This is a genomic window from Pigmentiphaga sp. GD03639, from assembly GCF_029845405.1.
GTDB classification, from domain to species: domain Bacteria; phylum Pseudomonadota; class Gammaproteobacteria; order Burkholderiales; family Burkholderiaceae_B; genus Pigmentiphaga; species Pigmentiphaga daeguensis.
Map to the genome: position 1 here is coordinate 14,423 of NZ_JAOCLR010000046.1, position 19,779 is coordinate 34,201.

The 19,779-nt window shown below is 62.4% G+C and carries 17 protein-coding genes; 3 read left to right on the plus strand and 14 right to left on the minus strand.

The genetic code is table 11. The annotated features are described in order from the left end of the window. Positions 1 to 336: 336 nt before the first annotated feature. The 5 genes from N5K27_RS27325 to N5K27_RS27345 form a co-directional block, all read right to left on the minus strand. Positions 337 to 3,468: an efflux RND transporter permease subunit gene (locus tag N5K27_RS27325; RefSeq protein WP_213155068.1), complete on the minus strand. Its 3,132-nt coding sequence runs from the start codon at positions 3,466 to 3,468 to the stop codon at positions 337 to 339. Next, entirely contained in the window at positions 3,465 to 4,976 is a 1,512-nt protein-coding gene (locus tag N5K27_RS27330; protein ID WP_213155067.1) for an efflux RND transporter periplasmic adaptor subunit, read from the minus strand. The genes N5K27_RS27325 and N5K27_RS27330 overlap by 4 nt, the downstream gene beginning before the upstream one ends. Positions 4,977 to 4,991: 15 nt before the next feature. Then, positions 4,992 to 6,299: a TolC family protein gene (locus N5K27_RS27335; RefSeq protein WP_279820677.1), complete on the minus strand. Its 1,308-nt coding sequence runs from the start codon at positions 6,297 to 6,299 to the stop codon at positions 4,992 to 4,994. A gap of 75 nt (positions 6,300 to 6,374) precedes the next feature. Then, positions 6,375 to 6,686 (minus strand): hypothetical protein, encoded by a 312-nt coding sequence (locus tag N5K27_RS27340; protein ID WP_213155066.1) that lies wholly within the window; start codon positions 6,684 to 6,686, stop codon positions 6,375 to 6,377. A 286-nt stretch (positions 6,687 to 6,972) separates the two neighbouring features. Continuing rightward, positions 6,973 to 7,614 (minus strand): LysR substrate-binding domain-containing protein, encoded by a 642-nt coding sequence (locus N5K27_RS27345; RefSeq protein ID WP_213155065.1) that lies wholly within the window; start codon positions 7,612 to 7,614, stop codon positions 6,973 to 6,975. Between the two features lie 107 nt (positions 7,615 to 7,721). Between N5K27_RS27345 and N5K27_RS27350 the strand changes: the two genes are divergently transcribed. Beyond that, positions 7,722 to 8,027: a helix-turn-helix transcriptional regulator gene (locus N5K27_RS27350; RefSeq protein ID WP_003097526.1), complete on the plus strand. Its 306-nt coding sequence runs from the start codon at positions 7,722 to 7,724 to the stop codon at positions 8,025 to 8,027. 4 nt (positions 8,028 to 8,031) lie between these two features. Here the strand turns inward: N5K27_RS27350 and N5K27_RS27355 are convergent, their stop codons facing one another. The 9 genes from N5K27_RS27355 to N5K27_RS27395 form a co-directional block, all read right to left on the minus strand. Then, positions 8,032 to 8,922, minus strand: a complete 891-nt coding sequence (locus N5K27_RS27355) for a LysR family transcriptional regulator (protein ID WP_003097524.1) — start codon at positions 8,920 to 8,922, stop codon at positions 8,032 to 8,034. Positions 8,923 to 9,155: 233 nt separating this feature from the next. Then, a complete protein-coding gene (locus tag N5K27_RS27360; protein ID WP_003090336.1) occupies positions 9,156 to 9,440 on the minus strand; it encodes a CopK family periplasmic copper-binding protein in 285 nt (94 codons plus the stop codon). Positions 9,441 to 9,568: 128 nt separating this feature from the next. Continuing rightward, positions 9,569 to 10,495 carry a copper homeostasis membrane protein CopD gene (gene copD / locus N5K27_RS27365; protein ID WP_213155064.1) on the minus strand — a complete coding sequence of 309 codons (927 nt, stop codon included), beginning with the start codon at positions 10,493 to 10,495 and terminating at the stop codon, positions 9,569 to 9,571. Positions 10,496 to 10,499: 4 nt separating this feature from the next. Further along, positions 10,500 to 10,886 (minus strand): copper homeostasis periplasmic binding protein CopC, encoded by a 387-nt coding sequence (gene copC / locus N5K27_RS27370; protein WP_003090319.1) that lies wholly within the window; start codon positions 10,884 to 10,886, stop codon positions 10,500 to 10,502. A gap of 141 nt (positions 10,887 to 11,027) precedes the next feature. Beyond that, a complete protein-coding gene (locus tag N5K27_RS27375; RefSeq protein ID WP_279820682.1) occupies positions 11,028 to 13,334 on the minus strand; it encodes a heavy metal translocating P-type ATPase in 2,307 nt (768 codons plus the stop codon). 287 nt (positions 13,335 to 13,621) lie between these two features. Next, complete coding sequence (locus tag N5K27_RS27380) at positions 13,622 to 13,894, minus strand: DUF2933 domain-containing protein (protein WP_006226242.1); 273 nt, start codon at positions 13,892 to 13,894, stop codon at positions 13,622 to 13,624. A 33-nt stretch (positions 13,895 to 13,927) separates the two neighbouring features. Further along, positions 13,928 to 14,413: a DUF411 domain-containing protein gene (locus N5K27_RS27385; RefSeq protein WP_279820684.1), complete on the minus strand. Its 486-nt coding sequence runs from the start codon at positions 14,411 to 14,413 to the stop codon at positions 13,928 to 13,930. Positions 14,414 to 14,450: 37 nt separating this feature from the next. Continuing rightward, a complete protein-coding gene (locus tag N5K27_RS27390) occupies positions 14,451 to 15,431 on the minus strand; it encodes a copper resistance protein B (protein WP_005408883.1) in 981 nt (326 codons plus the stop codon). 25 nt (positions 15,432 to 15,456) lie between these two features. Then, entirely contained in the window at positions 15,457 to 17,385 is a 1,929-nt protein-coding gene (locus tag N5K27_RS27395) for a copper resistance system multicopper oxidase (RefSeq protein ID WP_279820686.1), read from the minus strand. Between the two features lie 254 nt (positions 17,386 to 17,639). Between N5K27_RS27395 and N5K27_RS27400 the strand changes: the two genes are divergently transcribed. Both N5K27_RS27400 and N5K27_RS27405 read left to right on the plus strand, forming a co-directional pair. Further along, on the plus strand, positions 17,640 to 18,332 hold the full coding sequence (locus tag N5K27_RS27400) for a heavy metal response regulator transcription factor (protein ID WP_034137596.1): 693 nt from the start codon (positions 17,640 to 17,642) through the stop codon (positions 18,330 to 18,332). Continuing rightward, complete coding sequence (locus N5K27_RS27405) at positions 18,304 to 19,740, plus strand: Cu(+)/Ag(+) sensor histidine kinase (RefSeq protein WP_279820688.1); 1,437 nt, start codon at positions 18,304 to 18,306, stop codon at positions 19,738 to 19,740. Before N5K27_RS27400 ends, N5K27_RS27405 begins: the two co-directional genes overlap by 29 nt. The last annotated feature ends 39 nt before the right edge of the window (positions 19,741 to 19,779 follow it).

Sequence of the window (19,779 nt, forward strand, 5' to 3'; positions counted from 1 at the left end):
GGGCAAGGCCACATCCTACGAGGTGACGGATCGGTAATGCGAAGCCGAAGAGACTGGACTTGGGACCGTGGTCCCTACCTTAGCCGGAATTGGCGAAAGAGCATTGACGCACCGTTCCTGTACGACATTCCAACAAGCTTCGACCTTCCTGCATTTGGAAGGTTCGCTGAAGAGAACTCCCAGTAACGCCCGCTTTTGGAGTCGGTATGGCTGCACGTCGTATAGACACATGAATTTACGTCCGGCGGCTCAGGGCCAGCGGCGTGCCCCTGCCGCCGGCCACATGGGCCACGTCATCAAATCGCTCGGTGCAGCGAGGCGTCAATGCTCACGCAATCAGACACGCTCCCTGGGCGGCCTGCGCATCAGCACGTACGCAGCAGGAATCACGAACAACGACAGCAGTGGTGCGGTCACCATCCCACCAAGCATCGGGGCTGCGATGCGACTCATGACCTCCGAGCCCGTACCGCTGCTCCAGACAATGGGTACTAGGCCCGCCAGGATGACCGCGACGGTCATCGCTTTTGGGCGCACGCGAAGCACCGCCCCTTCCCGGATCGCATCGAGCAGTTCTTCTCGCGTTGGGTTGCGCCCATCGGGGCAACGTTCCGCCAAGGCCTGCTTCAAATAGATGAGCATCACCACGCCGAACTCCGCCGCCACACCTGCCAGCGCAATGAATCCCACGCCGGTGGCGATGGACAGGTTGTAATTCAGCAGGTACAAGAACCAGATGCCCCCCGTGAGCGCGAAGGGCAAGGTCGCCATGATCAAGCCCGCTTCGTCCACACGCGCGAAGGTCAGGTACAACAGAACGAAGATGATCAACAGGGTGGCAGGCACCACAACCTTCAGGCGTGCATTGGCCCGCTCCATGTATTCGAACTGCCCGGAGTAGGTGATGCTCACACCCGGCTCCAGCTTGACCTGCTGCCCGATGGCATCGCGCAGTTCGTTGGCCACCGAGGCTAGATCACGGCCGCGCACATCGACATAGACCCAACCGGAGGGCCGTGCGTTCTCGCTCTTGAGCATGGGCGGCCCATCGGTGATCGCGATGCGTGCCACGGTCCCCAACGTGATCTGCTGACCCATCGGCGTGAAGATGGGTAGTTCTGCCAGCCGTTGTGGTGAATCACGCCATTCTCGCGCGTAGCGCAGATTGATCGGAAAGCGGGCAAGCCCCTCGACCGTTTCCGAGACGTTTTCGCCACCCACCGCGCCGGCGATGACCGCCTGGACATCGGCGATGTTCAGGCCGTAGCGACCGGCGGCTACGCGGTCGATCTGAACATCCACGTAGCGCCCGCCCGTCAAGCGCTCCGCGAGTGACGACGTCACGCCGGGAATGCCCTTGGCGACCTGCTCGACCTCTGCAGCGATGCGATCGATCACGCCCAGGTCGTTGCCGGTCACCTTCACCCCGATCGGGCTCTTGATGCCGGTAGCCAGCATATCGATGCGATTGCGGATAGGGGGAATCCAGATATTGGACAGACCCGGGATCTTCACGGCACGATCCAGCTCTTCCACGAGCTTCTCGGGCGTCATGCCTGGACGCCATTGTTCCCTGGGCTTGAGCTTCACCGTGGTCTCGAACATCTCCAGGGGCGCCGGATCGGTCGCAGTTTCGGCCCGTCCTGCCTTGCCGAACACCTTGTCCACTTCAGGTACGGTCTTGATCATGCGGTTGCTCAGCTGCAGCAACTCCGTGGCGCGCTGCGCCGAGAGTCCCGGCAGGGCCGAGGGCATGTAGAGCAGGTCCCCTTCGTCCAACCTCGGCAGAAACTCACCGCCGAGCCGCGCCAAGGGCCAGGCCGTGGTCGCCAAGGCCAGCACGGCGATCAGCAGCGTCGCCTTGGGCCGGCGCAGTACCCACTCCAGTGCTGGCCGGTAGGCTGCAATCAGGATGCGGGTGATGGGGTTCTTCTGCTCATCCGGGATACGCCCGCGAATCCAGTAGCCCATGAGTACGGGAATCAGCGTCACTGACAGCCCTGCGGCCGCGGCCATCGCGTAGGTCTTGGTGAACGCCAGCGGGCCGAACAGCCGGCCTTCCTGCGCTTCTAGGGTGAAGACCGGGATGAACGAGAGCGTGATGATGAGCAGCGAGAAGAAGAGCGCAGGACCGACTTCCTCCGCGGCCTGTGTGATCACGTCCCACCGTTCCTTGCCCTGCAGCCGTTGATCCGGGTGCGCGTGCTGCCAAGCCTCCAGCTTCTTGTGGGCGTTCTCGATCATCACCACCGCTGCATCGACCATCGCCCCCACGGCGATGGCAATCCCCCCCAGCGACATGATGTTGGCGTTGATGCCCTGGTAGCGCATGACCAGGAACGCCGTCATCACGCCCAGCGGTAGCGAGATGATGGCCACCAGCGCAGAACGAAGATGCCAAAGGAACAGTGCGCAGACCAGCGCCACCACCAGAAACTCTTCGCCCAGCTTGGTCGTGAGATTGCGAATGGCCCGCTCGATCAGCGCGCTGCGGTCGTAGGTGGTGACGATCTCGACGCCCGGCGGCAGGCTGCCCTGCAGCTCCGCGAGCTTGGCCTTGACGGCAGCGATCGTCTCCTGGGCATTCTTGCCGGAGCGCAGCACCACCACGCCGCCGGCGACCTCGCCTTCTCCGTCGAGTTCGGCAATGCCACGCCGCATCTCCGGGCCTATCTGGAGCGTAGCCACATCCCCCAGCCGCACCGGCACACCGCCGCGTGCCGTCAAGGGGATCTCCCGGAACTCGTCCAGGGTCTTGAGGTAGCCGCTCGCGCGGACCATGTACTCCGCGCCTGACAATTCCAGGACGGAGCCGCCGGTCTCCTGGTTGGCCCCCATCAGGGCATCGCGGACTTGAGCCTGACTGAGGCCATGGGACGCCAACTTGATCGGGTCGAGCACGACCTGGTACTGCTTGACCATGCCCCCCACCGATGCCACTTCGGCCACGTTGGGCAGGCTCTTGAGTTCGAACTTCAGGAACCAGTCCTGCAACGCACGCAGTTGCGCCAGATCGTTCTTGCCCGTGCGATCCACGAGCGCGTACTGGAAGATCCAGCCGACGCCTGTGGCGTCCGGACCCAGGGCCGGCTTCGCCGTGGCGGGCAATCGGCCCTGGACCTGGTTCAGGTATTCCAGTACCCGTGAGCGGGCCCAGTACAGGTCGGTTCCGTCCTCGAACAAGACATAGACGAACGAGTCGCCAAAGAACGAGAAGCCGCGCACGGTCTTGGCCCCTGGCACCGACAGCATGGTGGTGGCCAACGGGTAGGTGACCTGGTTCTCGACGATCTGCGGCGCCTGTCCTGGGTAGTTGGTGCGAATGATGACCTGCACGTCTGACAAGTCCGGCAGCGCATCCACGGGCGTGCTGCGAACGCCCCACACGCCCCATGCCGTGAGCATGGCGGTGGCCAGCAGCACCAGGAAGCGATTGGCCACCGACCATCGAATCAGTTTGGCGATCATGGCTGCACCTTTTCGATGGCGGTGATCACGTAGTCCTCACCTTGCTTGGAGAAGGTGAATCGCACCTGCTGCCGAACCGAAAGACCCGCGGCGAGCTGCGGGCTGCTCAGCTTGAAGCCCATGGTCATGGCCGGCCATTGGAGGGCTGGCACGGCCTCGTGCGCCAGCGTCAGCTCGGTGGGCGACATCTCCTCGATCACGCCGCGCACCACGAAAGCGTTGGTGGCCGCGGCCGGTGGCGACGAGGTGCCGTGCCCGTTGTGCGCCGATGCAGGCGCGGACGCCGCGGCACCTGCAGGCAGCACGCCCCGCAGGCTGGCTTCCGAGTCGATCAGGAACTGCGCCGAGGCCACGACCTGCTGTCCCGCCGCGAGCCCGCCGTTGACCACCAGTTGATCGCCTACCTCCGCGCCCACCTGGACCTCCACGGGATGGAACTTGCCGGGTCCATCGACCACATAGGCCAGTGCGCGCTTGCCGGTGCGGATGACCGCCTCGCTGGGAACAAGCAGCGCGGGCTGTTCGTTGCCTTCGAGTGCGATCTGGCCAGACATGCCGGCCTTCAGGCGCTGGCCGGGATTGGCCATTTCAAGCCGCACTCGCACCGTACGGGTTTCGCGGTTGGCTTCGGGCAGGATGCTCACGATGCGCGCCTGGAGCACTTCACCGGGAAACGCCGCCAGCCGGACCTGCGCCGTTTGGCCGACCTGCAATGGCCCGCTTTGTGCTTCAGGGACAGCTGCTTCGATCCACACCGTGGCCAAGCCATTCACCCGGGCCAGGCTTTCCCCGGCGGCAACCGTCATGCCCTGGCGCACCATCAGCTCGGCCACCAAGCCGCCTTGAGGTGTTGTGACCGTGTACAGCCCCTTGGGCTCGCCTGTACGCTCCACCTGGGCGATCAGGGCGTGCGGCATGCCGAGCAGCAGCAGCCGTTGGCGGGCTGCTGCGGTCAAAGATGTGTCGCCCAGCGCGCGAACCGAGAGAAACTCGCGCTGTGCGGCGATCCACTCCGGCAGCAATAGGTCAGCCAGCGGTGCCCCTGCTGCGATCACGTCGCCCGCAGCCCGTGCGTAGACACGCTCGACGAAGCCAGCGGTCCGCGCCTGCACGATGCTGACGTCGCGGTCGTTGAGCAGCACGGTGCCCACGACGTTCACATCTGCGCCGATCTTGCCCTGCACGACTTCGGCTATACGCAGGCCCAGGGCTTGCACCGCTTGCGCCGACACGCTCAGGCCCGTGCTGTCCTGAGTGTCTTCATCTGCGTACTTCGGCATCAACTCCATGTCCATGTAGGGCGATTTGCCGGGCTTGTCGAACTTCTGGGTCGGCACCATCGGGTCGTACCAATACAGCACCTTGCGCTCGGTCGGAGCACTTGCAATGGTGGCAGCGGCGGAGCCGCTGAGGTGGCCGGCGCGCCATTGGGCGACGCTCCATCCAACGGCAATACCGGCAGCAATCAGCGTCAAGCCGGCAAGGATGTTTCTCGAAGAGGTATTCATGGCGAGGGTCTCCACTCAGTCCGCGATCAGGCTGTTCAGTCGGGCGACGAGGCTGTCGCGCTGCGCTCCGAGGTCGATCAGACGCATGCGCGTCTCCAGCACCTGGGCGCGTGCACTGAGCACAGCGCTCAGGTCCCCCTTGGCGGATCGGTAGTTGCTCAGCGCAAGCGCCGCTCGGTTCCGTACCAGCTGCAAGCCGGCGGTCTGCAGGCGGTCGATCTGGCTGTTCAACGCTTGGAGTTCGGCGGCGCTGTCGTCCAACTCCTGCAAATGCCGCCGCGCCACGTCTTCGCGTTCGGCGTCCAGACGCTCCAACTCGTGCCGTTTTGCCTCGATCATGGGCACTTGGCGTCGATCCTTCTGCCATGGCAGATCGAATGTCACCTGGAATGACACCATGTCGCCCCATCGGCGATCACGCCGGCTATAGGCAATCTCCCAGGCCCAATCGCCGCGGGTCTCTGATTGGGCTTCGCGGGACTCGGCCCGGGCCATGCTTTGCATCGCCGGATAGAGTTCAAGCTCCGCGTGATTCGCCAGTTCTGTGCGCAGTTGCGCGACGGGTCGAGTGAGCGGGCCTGGATCGCCTTGCAGTGCTTCGTCGGCCCTGGAGCCCACCCAGCGCCGCAATGCGGCCCTGGCCTTGGCCCGGTCCCGCTGTAGATCGTCACGGCGGTCCGTGAGTGTCAGCGCCTCCTGTTGCGCGACCAACAGGTCGCCAGCCTGGGCCGTGCCGCCGGCGACGCGAGCGGGGAGACTGTCTTGCAGGCGCTGGTTCTCCGCGAGCAGTTCCGTCAGCAGTATCTCCCGTTGCTCCACCGCCTGCGCGGCGATCCACGCCAGGCTGAGTTCCTGGCGGATCTGCAATCGCTGCAAAACCAGCGCCGCGCGCTCTCGATCCACACGCGCCTGCGCACTGGCGACCTGGGCGTCGCGCTTGGCCCTGTTGGGCACTTCCTGCATGAGCGCCAGGCGCTGCATCGTCATGGATTCGCGCGTCATGCTCCAGCGATCCATGCCGCTGATGGGGTAGTTTTCGATGCCGAGCGAGAGCTTGGCATCGGGCAGCGAGCCTGCTGCCTTCTGCACGGATTCGGCGACGTTGACCTGCAACTGCTGCGCGCTTATGCGTGGGCTCTGCTGCTCCGCGATAAGGCGTGCCTCAGCAAAATCGAGGGCGTAGGCTACAGGCGAGACAAGCGCACTGCCCGCCAACGCGATGCTGATAGCTTTCAGACGATGCAATCGCATCGAGGCCGGCGTTGTGCCTCGGCCGTACGCCGACGGGCGCCCCTCGGGGGCGCCAAAAAAGGGAGTAAACATGGTTGTCCTCGGAATTGGTATTCACGAAATCACGGGGTCTGCCGCATCGGTGCGCGGCGAGCACGGACACATAAATCAATTCCGCAGGACTTGGAACGTGAGGTAGATTGGCGGAAAGCCCGCGCGGGGATTGGGAGGAATGTAGGTAACGTGCCGCCTGAGGGCTACCCGGTCGAGAACCAACCCGGGCAGCGAGTTGGGGAGCCACATCACGTGCGCCGCGAGAAACTGAATGTCCAGCCCCTGCCATGAAAGCGCCGACTCCAAATCGCCACTGCAATGAGCGTGGCACAACTGTGGCGCTTCGCTGTCCATGGAATCAGGCATGCCGGTGCAATCCGACATTGGCAACTTGTCAGCCTGCTGCATCGAGATCGTGGCACGCATTTGCGTGGTTTCCACAGATGCCCTCGGGTCTGGCTTGGGACAGACGTACATCGCCATCGCAACCTGCGAGAAAAGCAAGGTCACGACTAGGCCGCTGGTAATCCAGCGGCTCCATCTTGCGAGAAGGCGCCTTAAGCCGATCATGCGGACATGCTATTGGAAGTTGTAGGGAGTTGAATTGATCAAGGTCAGTTTCCAGGATGAATTGATGCGTCTGGACGGCGCCTTGGCCCGAACCGGCACCCGCTGCAAATCCACCGGCAAGGGCGGGCACCGCACGTGGTTGTCATGCTTTACGCGCCTCGGCAACTCGCAAGGCTCTAAGCTCAAATCGATCAGCTACAAGATTCGTCTGTCCCGAGAGTCGCTGCAGGTGCGTAATGACCTCGTAGGGGCCATCGGCTATTGGGCGCGTGCAGATTCCGCACTGGCTGGCCGTTTCGATGCGTGATCGCGAAGAAATCCCTACGCCATATCCAGCTGCGACCCAGAGCAATAACATCTCAAAAGAACTGACATGGTGGACATTCGGCCTTTCCGTTGATGACATGGAGGACAGGTACTGGTCCAGCAAAGGAGAATATTCGGCCTTCCATCGAAACACTGAGTGCTCCTTAAGTTCGTCTATTCTGATTGACTGCTGCCGGAGCAGTGGGTATCGCAGCGGCGTGGCAAGAGCTGTCGCCTCAAACCAAATAGAAAGACTCTTCAGCGAAGAATCGCTCACCTGCTTCAGAGAAAGGCCGACGTCGAAGCGCCGTTTGTAGAGGCCTGTAATGAGATCGCTCGTCGTAACCTCATTAAATTCCATAGAAACTTCGGGCTCCTCCGCGCGCTGCAGGGCAAGCAATGCAGCTAGGTACGAAGAGGCCACACCAGGCGCTATGGCGAGCCTGAGCTGTGGGCGTGGGCTGGTGGCGTCGTGCATGAGAGGCCCCAAGAAGCGATAAGACAAGGATGGAAAGTCTTCATGATAGCTAGTTTGAGTTAAACTTAACGTGGTTAAATTGTTTGGACTGTTCGACGCTTCCAAAGATGGAGAAGCGAACTGTCCGACGAGGCCGTCCCCCAGGAACTACCACTTTCGACGCCGAGCCAGCGTTGGCATTCGGAGCGGCCGTTCGTGTCGCCCGCCTGACGCAAGGTGTTGCTCAGGAAGAACTGGCTGCGAAAGCAGGGATCGAGCGATCGCACATGGGCAAAATAGAGCGTGGGGAGCACATGCCCACTCTCGCTCTGATCTTAAGAATCGCCGCCGGACTCAAGCTCAGTGCTGCGGAACTCGTCAGCGCAGCCGAACGCAATCTTCGTGCCGCGGCGCACGATTCAGATAGGCATTGACGCTTTAGTCATCCGGAGGTCCTCGCAGACGTTCGATGAAGCGATCCAGCGAAACCGATGAGTTGCTGCTTTCTGGCCGAAGCAGATAGGTTGTGATTACCGCCGTGTCCTGCGCCAGAGGGCGAATCACCACGTCCGGCCTCTGGCTGATGGGAATCTTGGTCGCCGTCATGAAACCAATCCCATAGCCTGCGCCGACGAGCGTTAGCATCATGTCCAGCGACGACACTTCTTCGACAACGTTGAGTCTGTGTTCCAGAACCTGTAGCAGCCGATTTAGTTCTCGGCAGTAGCCTTCGCAGGCCAGTTTGTCGCACAGAACCAGTGGGTGACCCTGAAGTTCGTTCAGCGGAACTTGCTTGTGCGCAAGAAGCGAGTGCCGCGCTGGCACGGCGATCACAATCGGGTCTCGCCAGATCGGTTCAGCCACGATGCCTTCGCCAACATCCGCCGCGTGTGCAAATCCGATCGTGAAGTCGCCAGACCGTAGGCCCCGTATCTGCTCGGTCAGCGGTACCTCGGAGAGACGTATCTCGACCTCGGGCTCTTCCGCGCGGCAACGAGCTAGGAACGCCGATAGTCGTGGGTCCATCGCACCATCGGAAATTGCAATGCGCAGGCTGCCCCTCAGGCCCGCGGCAATGGCTCTGGCATTCTCACGCGCTTGCTCCAGGACAGTGAAGAGTCGGCGGGTGTCCTGCAAGAATGCCGCCCCCGCCACGGTCAGCCGTGTGCCCCTGCGGTCGCGGTCAAACAGCGTGACCCCAAGCTCATCTTCCAATTCCTTGATCGCGCGAGACAAGGGGGGTTGCTCTATATGCAGCCTCTCGGCCGCCCGCGTGAAATGCAACTCCTCTGCCAAGACGACAAAGCATCGTAGATGACGCAACTCCATAAATCGGGCTCCTCGCAAGTTCTCATTCGCGCCAGATGTCCCGTGGACGAATCACGGTGGACGGGGAGGCTGGATCCATTTCAGGGAAGTTGATGCGCTTGACATCGCAAAAACTGGCATCTTGAGCGCTCGTGGTTGCTCGTGACGCGTCCCAAGCGCGCGCGCGCCCGATCGGGGCGCGCGTCTCTGTCACACTGTGCAGAAGCTTTGAAAAGCACCGCACACCCGCGGCGTCATCCGCCGTGCTCTTTTTGTAGCAGCGACCCGAGGCGAGCGACTTCATTGCTGGTGATCGCGATGTTGCGCCCATCCTTCGTCGACACCGAAGCTCCGACATTGAGATAGACGGCGCGCCCGAAGCGGCTTTCCTGTGCCATCTTTCCGTCCTTGAAGATGTACAGCGTTCCCCCGTCAGCCAAGGGAACCATTTCCTTGGCTGCTTGGGCTGCTGCATGACCGGCGAAGGCTGGCACGGAGAGAGCGCTCAACAGGGCGGCAATGACAATTTGCGATTTCATGATCGACTCCTTTGTAAAAACGACGACAACTTGCGCCGCGTCGTTAAATGTAGAAGCAGGCGGTCTACAGAGCGCTTACTCGTGCATTACATTCAATTCATGTGCTGTCATCTGCCGCCCATGAAGGACTAGGTTCCAGTGGGAGACAAGATGCCAAGCCATGCAACGCTCGCCAGAACCAAAACGGCCAAGGTCGCCTCCGTGAACAGACTCTGCCTAAGCTTGATGACTGCCTGTGCGCGATTGCCTGCCTTCAAAGCTGCCTCCAGGCTCGGGCTCAACCGATACCGATTGGCAGCAGCCAACGCCAGCATGCCTGCGAAAAGCAAGAGCTTTACCATCAGCAGCCGGCCATACAGCGTCGAGATGAGCGGATCAAACGATGGTCCGGCGATCAACAGGTAATTGAGAATTCCACTCACGACGAGTGCAGCCACGATCGCTGTACCTATGCGAGCAAAGCCATTCGACGTCCGACTGAGGACCGCTACCGGGTCTTGCGCGACATCCCGCTTGTGGCATGCCAGCATCAAGAACGCCACCAATGCGCCCACCCAAGCGCCCGCTGCCCAGAGGTGCGTGATATCCGACGCAAGATGGATGTAGCCGCGAACGCCGTCGTCCATCGCGCCGTGGCCTGCCCACGCAAGGGTCGCCAGCGCCACGCCGGTGGAGAGCGCCATCACTGCAAATCGCAAGGTAGCGTTCAATTTCAACATTGCGACGAGCACACACACCAACAGCGCGAGGATGCGAATGCACCAGGCGATGCCCATGTGCGTGCCCGTAATGAGCATGTCGAAGACGTGCGTTGACAGCTCCGCGTAGCTCTGGGCACCGGACATGGCCTTGGCCATGACCGTCATGCCCCACATCGACAGGGCAATGCCGATGGCAGCGGATGCGCCAATGAGGACGCGATAGCGGCGCGAGATCGTCGAGGATCGCTCGTCGTTGCCCAAAGCATAGAGACCGAACATGGCGACGCCAAAAGCCGCCGCCAGGTCCAGATACAGCGCCAGGCGCAGGACGATGGTCAACCAATCCCCGGCCATGGGCTTACTTCACCTTGAAGGTGACGTTACCCGTGATCGGATGCGTGTCCGAGGAGACGGCACGCCATTCGACGCGATAGTCACCGGGCTGGAGCGCCTGTGCCGGCGTGATGACCATGGTCTTGCCGTCGCCGGCAGCCGCGACGCTGGCGTTGATCTTCATCGGGCCATGGCTCGCCATTCCCGGCATGCCAGTCATGACAAGGCTCGCGGCGGAGAACTGCGGCACCAGCGTCTCGGAGAACTTCAGCTCGATGGTGGCTGGCGCGGAAACCTGCGACTTGTCGGCCGGCGTTGAAGACACCAGCGAAGGATGCGCGAATGCGGCGGTGGCGAACAGACCAGCAGCGATCGGCGCGACGAGCTTGGCGATGAAATGTGAACGGGTCATAGAAGTTTCTACCTGGATGTGTGAGGTGTGGTTTAAGAACGAAATGCCGAGATAAGGCTTGCACCTTCGCAACGGCGTGGAACGAAAGAAACGGTTCGCTGGGCGATAGCAGGCTCCTGTAGGTTCAGAAAGAAAATCCGGTCACAGTCGGCTCGCTCTCAGGCGCAAGGCGTTGCCAACGACGGACGCCGAACTCAGGCTCATCGCCAATGCTGCGATCAGCGGCGACAGCAGCCAGCCCGTGAGGGGATAGAGAACCCCGGCGGCGATGGGGATGCCCAGCGCGTTGTAGAGGAAGGCGAACATGAGGTTCTGCTTCATGTTGCGCACGGTACTCACCGAGAGCGTGCGAGCGACAGCGATGCCACGCAGGTCGCCCTTGACAAGCGTGACCTGGGCGCTGTTCATCGCCACGTCGGTTCCCGTTCCCATGGCGATGCCCACGTCTGCCTTCGCCAAGGCCGGCGCGTCGTTGATGCCGTCACCGGCCATGGCGACGATGCGTCCTTCTTTCTGCAGCCGCTCGATCAACATGAGCTTGTCCGCCGGCTTGACCTCACCATGCACCTCGTCGATGCCCAGGCGTGCACCGACGGCTTTGGCGGTGGTCTGCCCGTCCCCGGTGGCCATGATGACCCGCAGGCCCGCAGCCTTCAACGCGGCCAGGGCCTCGGGGGTGCTGCCCTTGACCGGATCGGATACGGCGAGCAAGCCCGCGAGCTGCCCGTCCACCGCCAGGTACATGACGCTGGCCCCTTCGCCGCGCAGAGCTTCGGCCTGGGGTACGAGCGGTTCCACCGATACGCCAGACTGTTCCATCAGCACTGTGTTGCCCAACGCCAGTTGCCGGTGCTCAACCTTTCCGCGCACGCCGATGCCGGTTCCCGATTCAAAGCTCTGAGGCTTCACGAGTTGGAGGCCCTGGGCACGCGCGGCCTGCACGATGGCGTCGGCCAGGGGGTGTTCACTGCCCTGGTCCAGGCTGGCCGCAAGACGCAGCACCTCATCGTTCGTAAAGCCGGGTGCTGCGACGACCTGATCGAAAGCAGGTCGGCCTTCGGTCAGGGTTCCTGTCTTGTCGATGACGAGGGTATCGACCTTGCGAAGATTCTCGATCGCCGCGGCATCGCGGAACAGCACGCCCTGCGTGGCGCCACGGCCCGTTGCGACCATGATCGACATCGGCGTGGCCAGACCCAGCGCGCACGGGCAGGCAATGATCAGGACGGCCACCGCATTGATCAGACCATAGACCCAGGTGGGCTGCGGCCCGAAGAATCCCCATACAAAGAGCGTCGTGACCGCAATGGCGACGACGGCCATCACGAAGTAGCCGGCAACGACATCGGCCATGCGTTGCATCGGTGCCTTGGAACGCTGCGCCTGGGCGACCATCTGGACGATCTGCGACAGAACGGTGTCCGAGCCGATCCGCTCCGAACGCATGACCAGCGCGCCGCTGGTGTTGAGTGTGGCCCCGATGACCTTGTCGCCCGCGCGCTTGCTGACGGGCAGCGGTTCGCCAGTCAGCATGGATTCGTCAATCGAGCTGCTGCCCTCGTGCACGGTGCCATCCACCGGCACCTTCTCGCCGGGTCGGATGCGCAGCAGGTCGCCGACGTGCACATGGCTGAGCGGCACGTCTTCCTCGCTGCCGTCCGCATTGATGCGCCGCGCGGTCTTGGGCGCCAGCCCCAGCAGCGACTTGATGGCCGCCGAAGTCTGGGAGCGGGCCTTGAGTTCCAGCACCTGGCCGAGCAGTGTCAGCGAGATGATGACGGCGGCGGCCTCGAAATACACGCCGACCCGTCCCATGGACATGAAGGAAGCTGGAAACACTTCCGGCGCAACGGTTGCCACAACGCTGTAGATGAATGCCGCACCCGTTCCCAGGCCGATCAGTGTCCACATGTTCGGGCTGCGGTTGACCACGGACAGCCAGCCGCGGGAGAAGAAGGGCCAGCCGGCCCACAGCACGATCGGCAACGACAGCACCAACTCGACCCAGCTCTGTGTAGCCATGTCCATCAGGTGCAGCCGCTCGCCCAGCATCGCCAGCGCCAGGACCACGAGCGTCAGCGGCAAGGTCCACCAGAAGCGACGCGAGAAGTCACGCAACTCCGGGTTGTCGTCATCGAGGTCGGGCAGCAGAGGCTCCAGCGTCATCCCGCACTTGGGGCAGGTTCCCGGATGATCCTGGCGGATCTCCGGGTGCATCGGGCAGGTGTAGATGGTTCCGGGCGCGGTTGGCGATGCCGCCGGGGCCGGTGAAACTGCGGTGCTGGCATGGTGATGCGGTGCATGGCCGCTGCCTGTGCCTATGCCCGCGTCACCGCTGGCATATCGCGCCGGATCGGCGTCGAATTTGGCCTTGCATCCGGTGCTGCAAAACAAGTACGTGTTCCCCAAGTGCGTGGAGCGGTGCTGCGACGCCGCCGTGACCGCCATGCCACACACCGGATCTCGCGTCGCGGCATCGGGCTGCGTGTGGCTTGAGGACCCGCCCGCGTCGTCACTTCCAGCATGGCTGGCGTGATGGTGGTGCGTATGCGGGCCGGACGTTGCGGCACCCGCCACCATGCCTGCGTGCTCCTGTCCTGAAGACTTACTGGGTGAATTCATAGTGACAAGTGCCCTCCGCCGTTAACCTTTGGTGTCTGGTGATCGCAGCAGGCCGCAGGCGCGCAAGGAGACAAGCGCGGCGTCGCGTGCTCGCACGGTGCGAGTGCCTCGACTCATTGCTTCTGCTCCTTGGAGGCTGCGGCACCTTCCTCACCCTGACGCGCGGCATGATCGTGTCCGCCGTGGCCGTGACCACGGTGCATGAACAGGTGCATCAGCGGACAAGCCGCCAGCAGCAGGAAGGGGAGATAGCCGGCAACATGCGCCGTGTGCTCCTTGAGCAGGAAATACGCGGCGACAGCGGCGATGATGAGGAACGCCACGCCGTAGCGCGATCGCCAGAACCGGGGGCGATCGCTGGGGGTCTGTGTGTGCTGATGCTGCATGGCATATCTCCACGGAGAAGGGTTGATGGATGGTCAGCGATGCGACTGATAGACCGTGCTGCTACCGTTTTTCCCGATCAGCAGCACGTCGTAGGCGTCCTTGCGTCCACCATAGGCCGGACCATCCATGCCGGGCGAACCGACCGGCATGCCCGGCGCCGCGAGGCCGATGGCCTGCGGGGCTTCGCGCAGCAAGCGTTGAATGTCCGAGGCAGGCACATGACCCTCGATGGCATAGCCGCCGATCTGCGCCGTGTGGCAAGAACCGTACTTCTGCGGGATGCCCAGCCGCGTGCGCGCTGCGGTGTTCCCGGTGTCGAGAACCTGCACATCGAAGCCTGCGCCTTGCAGGTGTGAGACCCAGTCCTTGCAGCATCCGCAGCTCGGGTCCTTCCAGACCTTGGCAATCGGTCGGCTCTGCGCCAAGCTCGGTCCTGCGAGTGCCATCACCAACAGGCCAGCGATCAATGCCTGGCGTCTCGGCACTCTGCCCTGGCTTCTGTCGTAGTGCATGTTCATAGATTGCCTCTCATCAGATGATCGAACCCGCTAGGTTCTAGAACCAGAATCGCACGCCAGCCACCCAGCGCGTCTGCTGCGCACGGCCGCCTTCGGCACGCACATAGTCCGCGGTGCGTCCGAAGCTGCCCGCCCGTTCCACGCCGATATAGGGGGCGAACTGGCGACTGAATTCATAGCGCAGGCGCAAGCCAGCAGACGCTTCGGCCAGGCCCTTGCCGATACCGCGTTCCGGGTCGTCCTTGCCATAGAACTGCAACTCGGCGCGAGGCTCCAGAATCAGTCGCTGGGTCAGCAGCAGCTCGTAGCTGCCTTCGACACGCAGCGCCGTACGTCCACCACTTCCCACGTAGCCCGTCGCCTCCAGCTCGAACCAGTAGGGGGCGAGGCCCTGGATGCCGAAAGCCAACCATTGACGGCTCGGGCCTTCCCCGTTATCCACCCGAACGCCGAGCTGGGTGTCCCAGTACGGTGCGACGGCGTGCCCCCAGAGAAGCTCGGTACGCGATTCTTCGAGCTTTCCTTTGGCGATATCGCCTTCGGCCTTCACGACGGCCTTGTTGTAGGTCGTCCCATACCACGCCTGGAGGTCGTAGGCCGTGGAATCGTCCCCTTTGCGCGTGAAGCGGCGTTCCAGGGTTTCGCCGCGCAACGAAAAGAACCTGTGTTCGTCGGCCAGCATCAGCCGCGGCACACCGGGTACGGCGTAGTCGCCCGATCCCAATGTCAGGCCATTGGAGTAGCCATGCGGATCGCGGGCGTCAGGAGGCGCCGACCCGCCCTGCATCTGCATGTTGCCGTGATCCATGGCCGGGGCCGCGGTCGAGCCGCTCGCCGACGTCGCGTGACCCGCGTGCGGGTCGGCGGCAGGAGCCACGGTCTGAGTGGATGGCGCGGCCGTTTGAGCGTCGGCCTGGCCGTGCGCTGCATGGTCGTTCTGTGCTTGTGCCTGGGCGGCGACGCTTACCAGGGCCAGAAGCGTCGTGGCCAGTGCGCGAGTGGGGAGTGCTTTGGACATTCTTGGTCTTCCTTGTGCGCTGGGTTCAAGACACCACGACTTCGCGGAACATGCCGGCATCCATGTGGAACATCAGGTGGCAGTGCCACGCCCAGCGGCCGAGCGCGTCGGCTGTCACCAGGAAGCTGATGCGTTGTGCCGGCTGCACCGGCAGGGTGTGGCGGCGCGCAAGGAAGCGACCGTCGGGGCTTTCGAGCTCGCTCCACATGCCGTGCAGGTGCATGGGATGGGTCATCATGGTGTCGTTGTGCAGAATGACCCGCAGCCGCTCGCCGTGTTTGAAGTGCACCGGCGTGGACTTTCCGAACTCCAGCCCGTCCAGGGACCACGCGTAGCGTTCCATGCTGCCCGTGAGGTGCAGTTCGACCTCCCGGCCAGGGCCTCTCTTGTCCAGCGGCCCCGACGGGGTATGCAGATCCGCGAGGGTCAACACGCGCCGACCGTTGTTGCGCAGTCCGATGCCGGGGTCATCGAGGTTGGTGCGCGCCATGTCAACGCGCATGTCCGTGCTGGCACCATACTCGGTGCGAGCGTGGCGAGCAGTAGTGCTGGGCACGGCCAGGCCCCCCGCCGCCGCGGCGTGTTGGCTGTGATCCATCGCCATGCCACCGTGGTTCATGGCGCCGTGATTCATGCCAGCCATCGCCCCATGATCCATCCCGGACATCGAACCCGAGCCCATCCCGGTCATGCCCGTCATGCCCGTCATGCCCGTCATGCCCGTCATGCCCGTCATGCCCGTCATCCCGGTCATCTCCATGGCCTGGCCGGACCCGCCATGGTCCATGCCCCCCATCATGCCGCCCATCATGTCGTTCATGGTCAGCCATTCGACCGGATCGAGGGCAGGCACGGGAGCTTGAAGACCTTCACGCACGGCCAGCGTGGCACGCGCGTAGCCTGTCCGGTCCATCGCCTGGGCGAAGATCGTGTAAGCGTCATCCCGTGGCTGGACGATCACGTCGACGGTTTCGCCAGGACCGAATCGGAACTCATCGACGGTCACCGGCTCCACGTCAACACCATCGACGTGCACCACCGTGAGTTTCAGTCCGGGAATGCGTACGTCGTAGAAGGTGTTGCCCGCACCGTTGACCATGCGCAGCCGCACGCGCTCACCCGGTCGGAACAGCGCCGTCCAATTGCCGGCGGGGGTGACGCCGTTGGCCAGATAGGTCAGCGTGGCGGCAGACAGATCTGCGAGATCCGTCGGATTCATCCGCATCTCGTTCCACATCTTGCGCTTGTCGATCGCAGCGGCCGTGCCGTCGCGCGAGGCATCCCGGAAGAAGTCGAAGACGGTAGGTTGGTTGTAGTTGTAGTAGTCGCTTTGGGACTTGAGCTTGGTGAACACCCGCATCGGGTCTTCGTCGGTCCAATCCGAGAACAGCAGCACGTGGTCACGGTCGGCGCGGATGGTCTCGGCGCCAGCGGGGTCGATGATGATCGCCCCGTACATGCCCGTGAGTTCCTGGAAGCCGGAGTGCGAGTGGTACCAGTAGGAGCCGCTCTGCTGGACCTTGAAGCGGTACGTGAAGGTCTCGCCGGGAGCGATGCCATTGAAGCTGATGCCCGGTACGCCATCCATCTGATACGGCAGGATGATCCCGTGCCAGTGAATGGATGTGGCTTCACGCAGCTTGTTGGTCACACGGATTGTGACGGTGTCACCCTCGCGCCAACGCAATGTCGGTGCCGGCAGCGAGCCGTTGATGGTCGTAGCCACGCCTGGCTTGCCCGTGAAGTTCACGGGCGATTCGGCGATCACCAAGTCGAACTCGGTGCCCTTCAGCACAGGGGCGGCACCGCGCGTCGCGGAGCCTTGCTGGGCAAATGCCTTGAACGCCGGCGTGGACAGCCCAGCGAGAACGCCGCCGGCGGCTAACCCTTGGACGAAACGCCGACGAGAAAGGCCCTGTGGGGGCACGATAAAAAAGGGTGAACGATGCGGCATGGCCTGAAATCCTCCATAGATGACTCGGAAGTCGTTCTAAACGCCACCCCATCCTGAGCGGCACAGTTCGACGCAATGCAGGTCATGCTATGGGTTGGGCACTTTCCACCGAATGACCCCTGAATTACATTCATGTAATGTTCGGGTCATGTTCGTGGAAGCTGGCAACCAGTAAATTGCTGATTGAAAGTGGATGAATGCGTACATCGTGAGCGGCTATTTTTCCGCGCCGTAGCGATTTCATGGGACATGCGATGAAACTGCTGGTCGTTGAAGACGAGAACAAGACGGCGGATTACGTCCGCCAAGGTCTCATGGAGGCGGGATTCGTCGTGGATCTGGCGCGCAACGGATTGGACGGACACCACCTGGCCATGGGCGAGACATACGATCTGGTGGTCTTGGATGTCATGCTGCCGGATGTCGATGGCTGGCGCATCGTGCGTGCCCTTCGAGATGCCGGTAAACAGGTCCCTGTGCTCTTTCTGACGGCGCGTGGCGGTGTAGACGACCGTGTCAAGGGATTGGAACTGGGAGCGGACGACTACCTCGTCAAGCCATTCGCGTTCTCTGAGTTGCTGGCGCGGGTGCGGACGCTGCTGCGACGCGGAAGCGCTCCGAGCCAGCCTGATCGCATCCAGGTTGCCGATTTGGTACTGGACTTGGCGCGCCGGCGCGCAACGCGCGCTGGCCAACGCATCAATCTCACCAGCAAGGAGTTCGCGTTGCTTGAGCTCCTGGCCCGTCGCCAGGGGGAGGTCCTTCCACGTTCTCTGATCGCGTCGCAGGTATGGGACATGAATTTCGACAGCGACAGCAACGTCATCGATGTAGCCATCCGCCGTCTACGCGCGAAGATAGACGATGCGTTCAATCCGAAGCTCATCCACACCGTGCGTGGAATGGGATACACGCTCGATGCGCCCGATGATGCCCCTTCGCCATAAGCCGCGGCAAAGCCGTCCAGCGTCGCTTGCATTAAGGGTCACGGCCCTGGTTGGTATCGCCACGACCTTGGTGTTTCTTGTGTTCAACTGGGTCATTCTCCGGTCGTTGGAGCACCACTTTGCTCAACAGGATGCCCACGAACTGGAGGCAGTGACAACCGCTTTGGCTCAGCCCTTGCGCCAGCTTGCAAGTGACATCGCAAGCGACGAACTGAAGCAACACTTGGCCAACGCAGTCGCAGGGCATCATGGGATGACGTACGGCGTCTACGATGGGTCTGGCAATAGCATCTATGCCACGCCCGGCCCTGACCTGTCGAGACTTGCCAGTAGCAAAAAGTTGGTCAACCGCATCACCGCTGACGATTTGATCGTGTGGCAGGAGGATCAGAGGTCATATCGAGGTGTGGTGATACAACTGCCTGCTGACGCTTCAGCGGCGCCCGGCTACCGCATCGTCGCCGCCATGGACATCGGCTTTCATCTCGACTTCCTGGCGGAGTTCAAGCGCATGCTCTGGTGGGCAACCGGCTTGGTCATGTGTCTGGCGCTCGGTGTGGCTTGGCTGGCGGTGCAGTGGGGCCACCTGCCGATTCGCAAGGTCAATGAAGAGATTCGGGCGATTCGCTCTTCAAAGCTGGATGTGAGGCTGGATCCTCGGGATGTGCCGATCGAACTGGCGGAACTGGTATTCGCCTTCAACGATATGTTGGCGAGAATCGAGGAAGGCTTCACCCGGCTATCACACTTTTCCGCAGACATCGCGCACGAGTTGCGCACGCCCGTCACCAACCTGGTCACGCAGACCCACGTGGCGCTTGGCCAGCCGCGCAGCAACGAGGAATACAGAGAAATCCTCTATTCAAATTTGGAAGAGTTTGATCGGATGGGACGCATGATTGGAGACATGCTGTTTCTTGCCCAAACGGAAAATGATCCCCGCAACTTGCGTCTGTCTACCATTGATCTGTCCGAGTTGGTGCGGAGTCTGTTCGACTATTTCGAGGCGCTGGCAGAAGATAGCGGCATTACGCTTGGTGTTAAAGGGGCGATCGGCAGCATAGCGGCGGATCGGGAAATGCTCACCCGGGCGCTGAACAATCTTCTCTCGAATGCAATTCGACACACGCCTCGCGGCAAGAGCATCACGGTCTTGCTTTCGCAGGATGAGCAATGGACAACGATCAGTGTGGTCAATCCCGGTGAGAGAATTCCTGAGCCCGATCTACCAAAGCTCTTCAATCGCTTCTACCGAGTTGATCCGGCACGGCAACGAAATACGGCGGGCGCCGGCCTTGGCCTTGCCATCGTGAAATCGATTGCGGAGGCACATGGTGGCTCCGTTGCCGTGACCTCCAGTGAGCTTGTCACCAGGTTTGACTTGGTATTGCCCCATCTGCGGCAGTAGTCCGAGGGCGCTGCGGTCCGTCCAGCCAACTGGCGTATC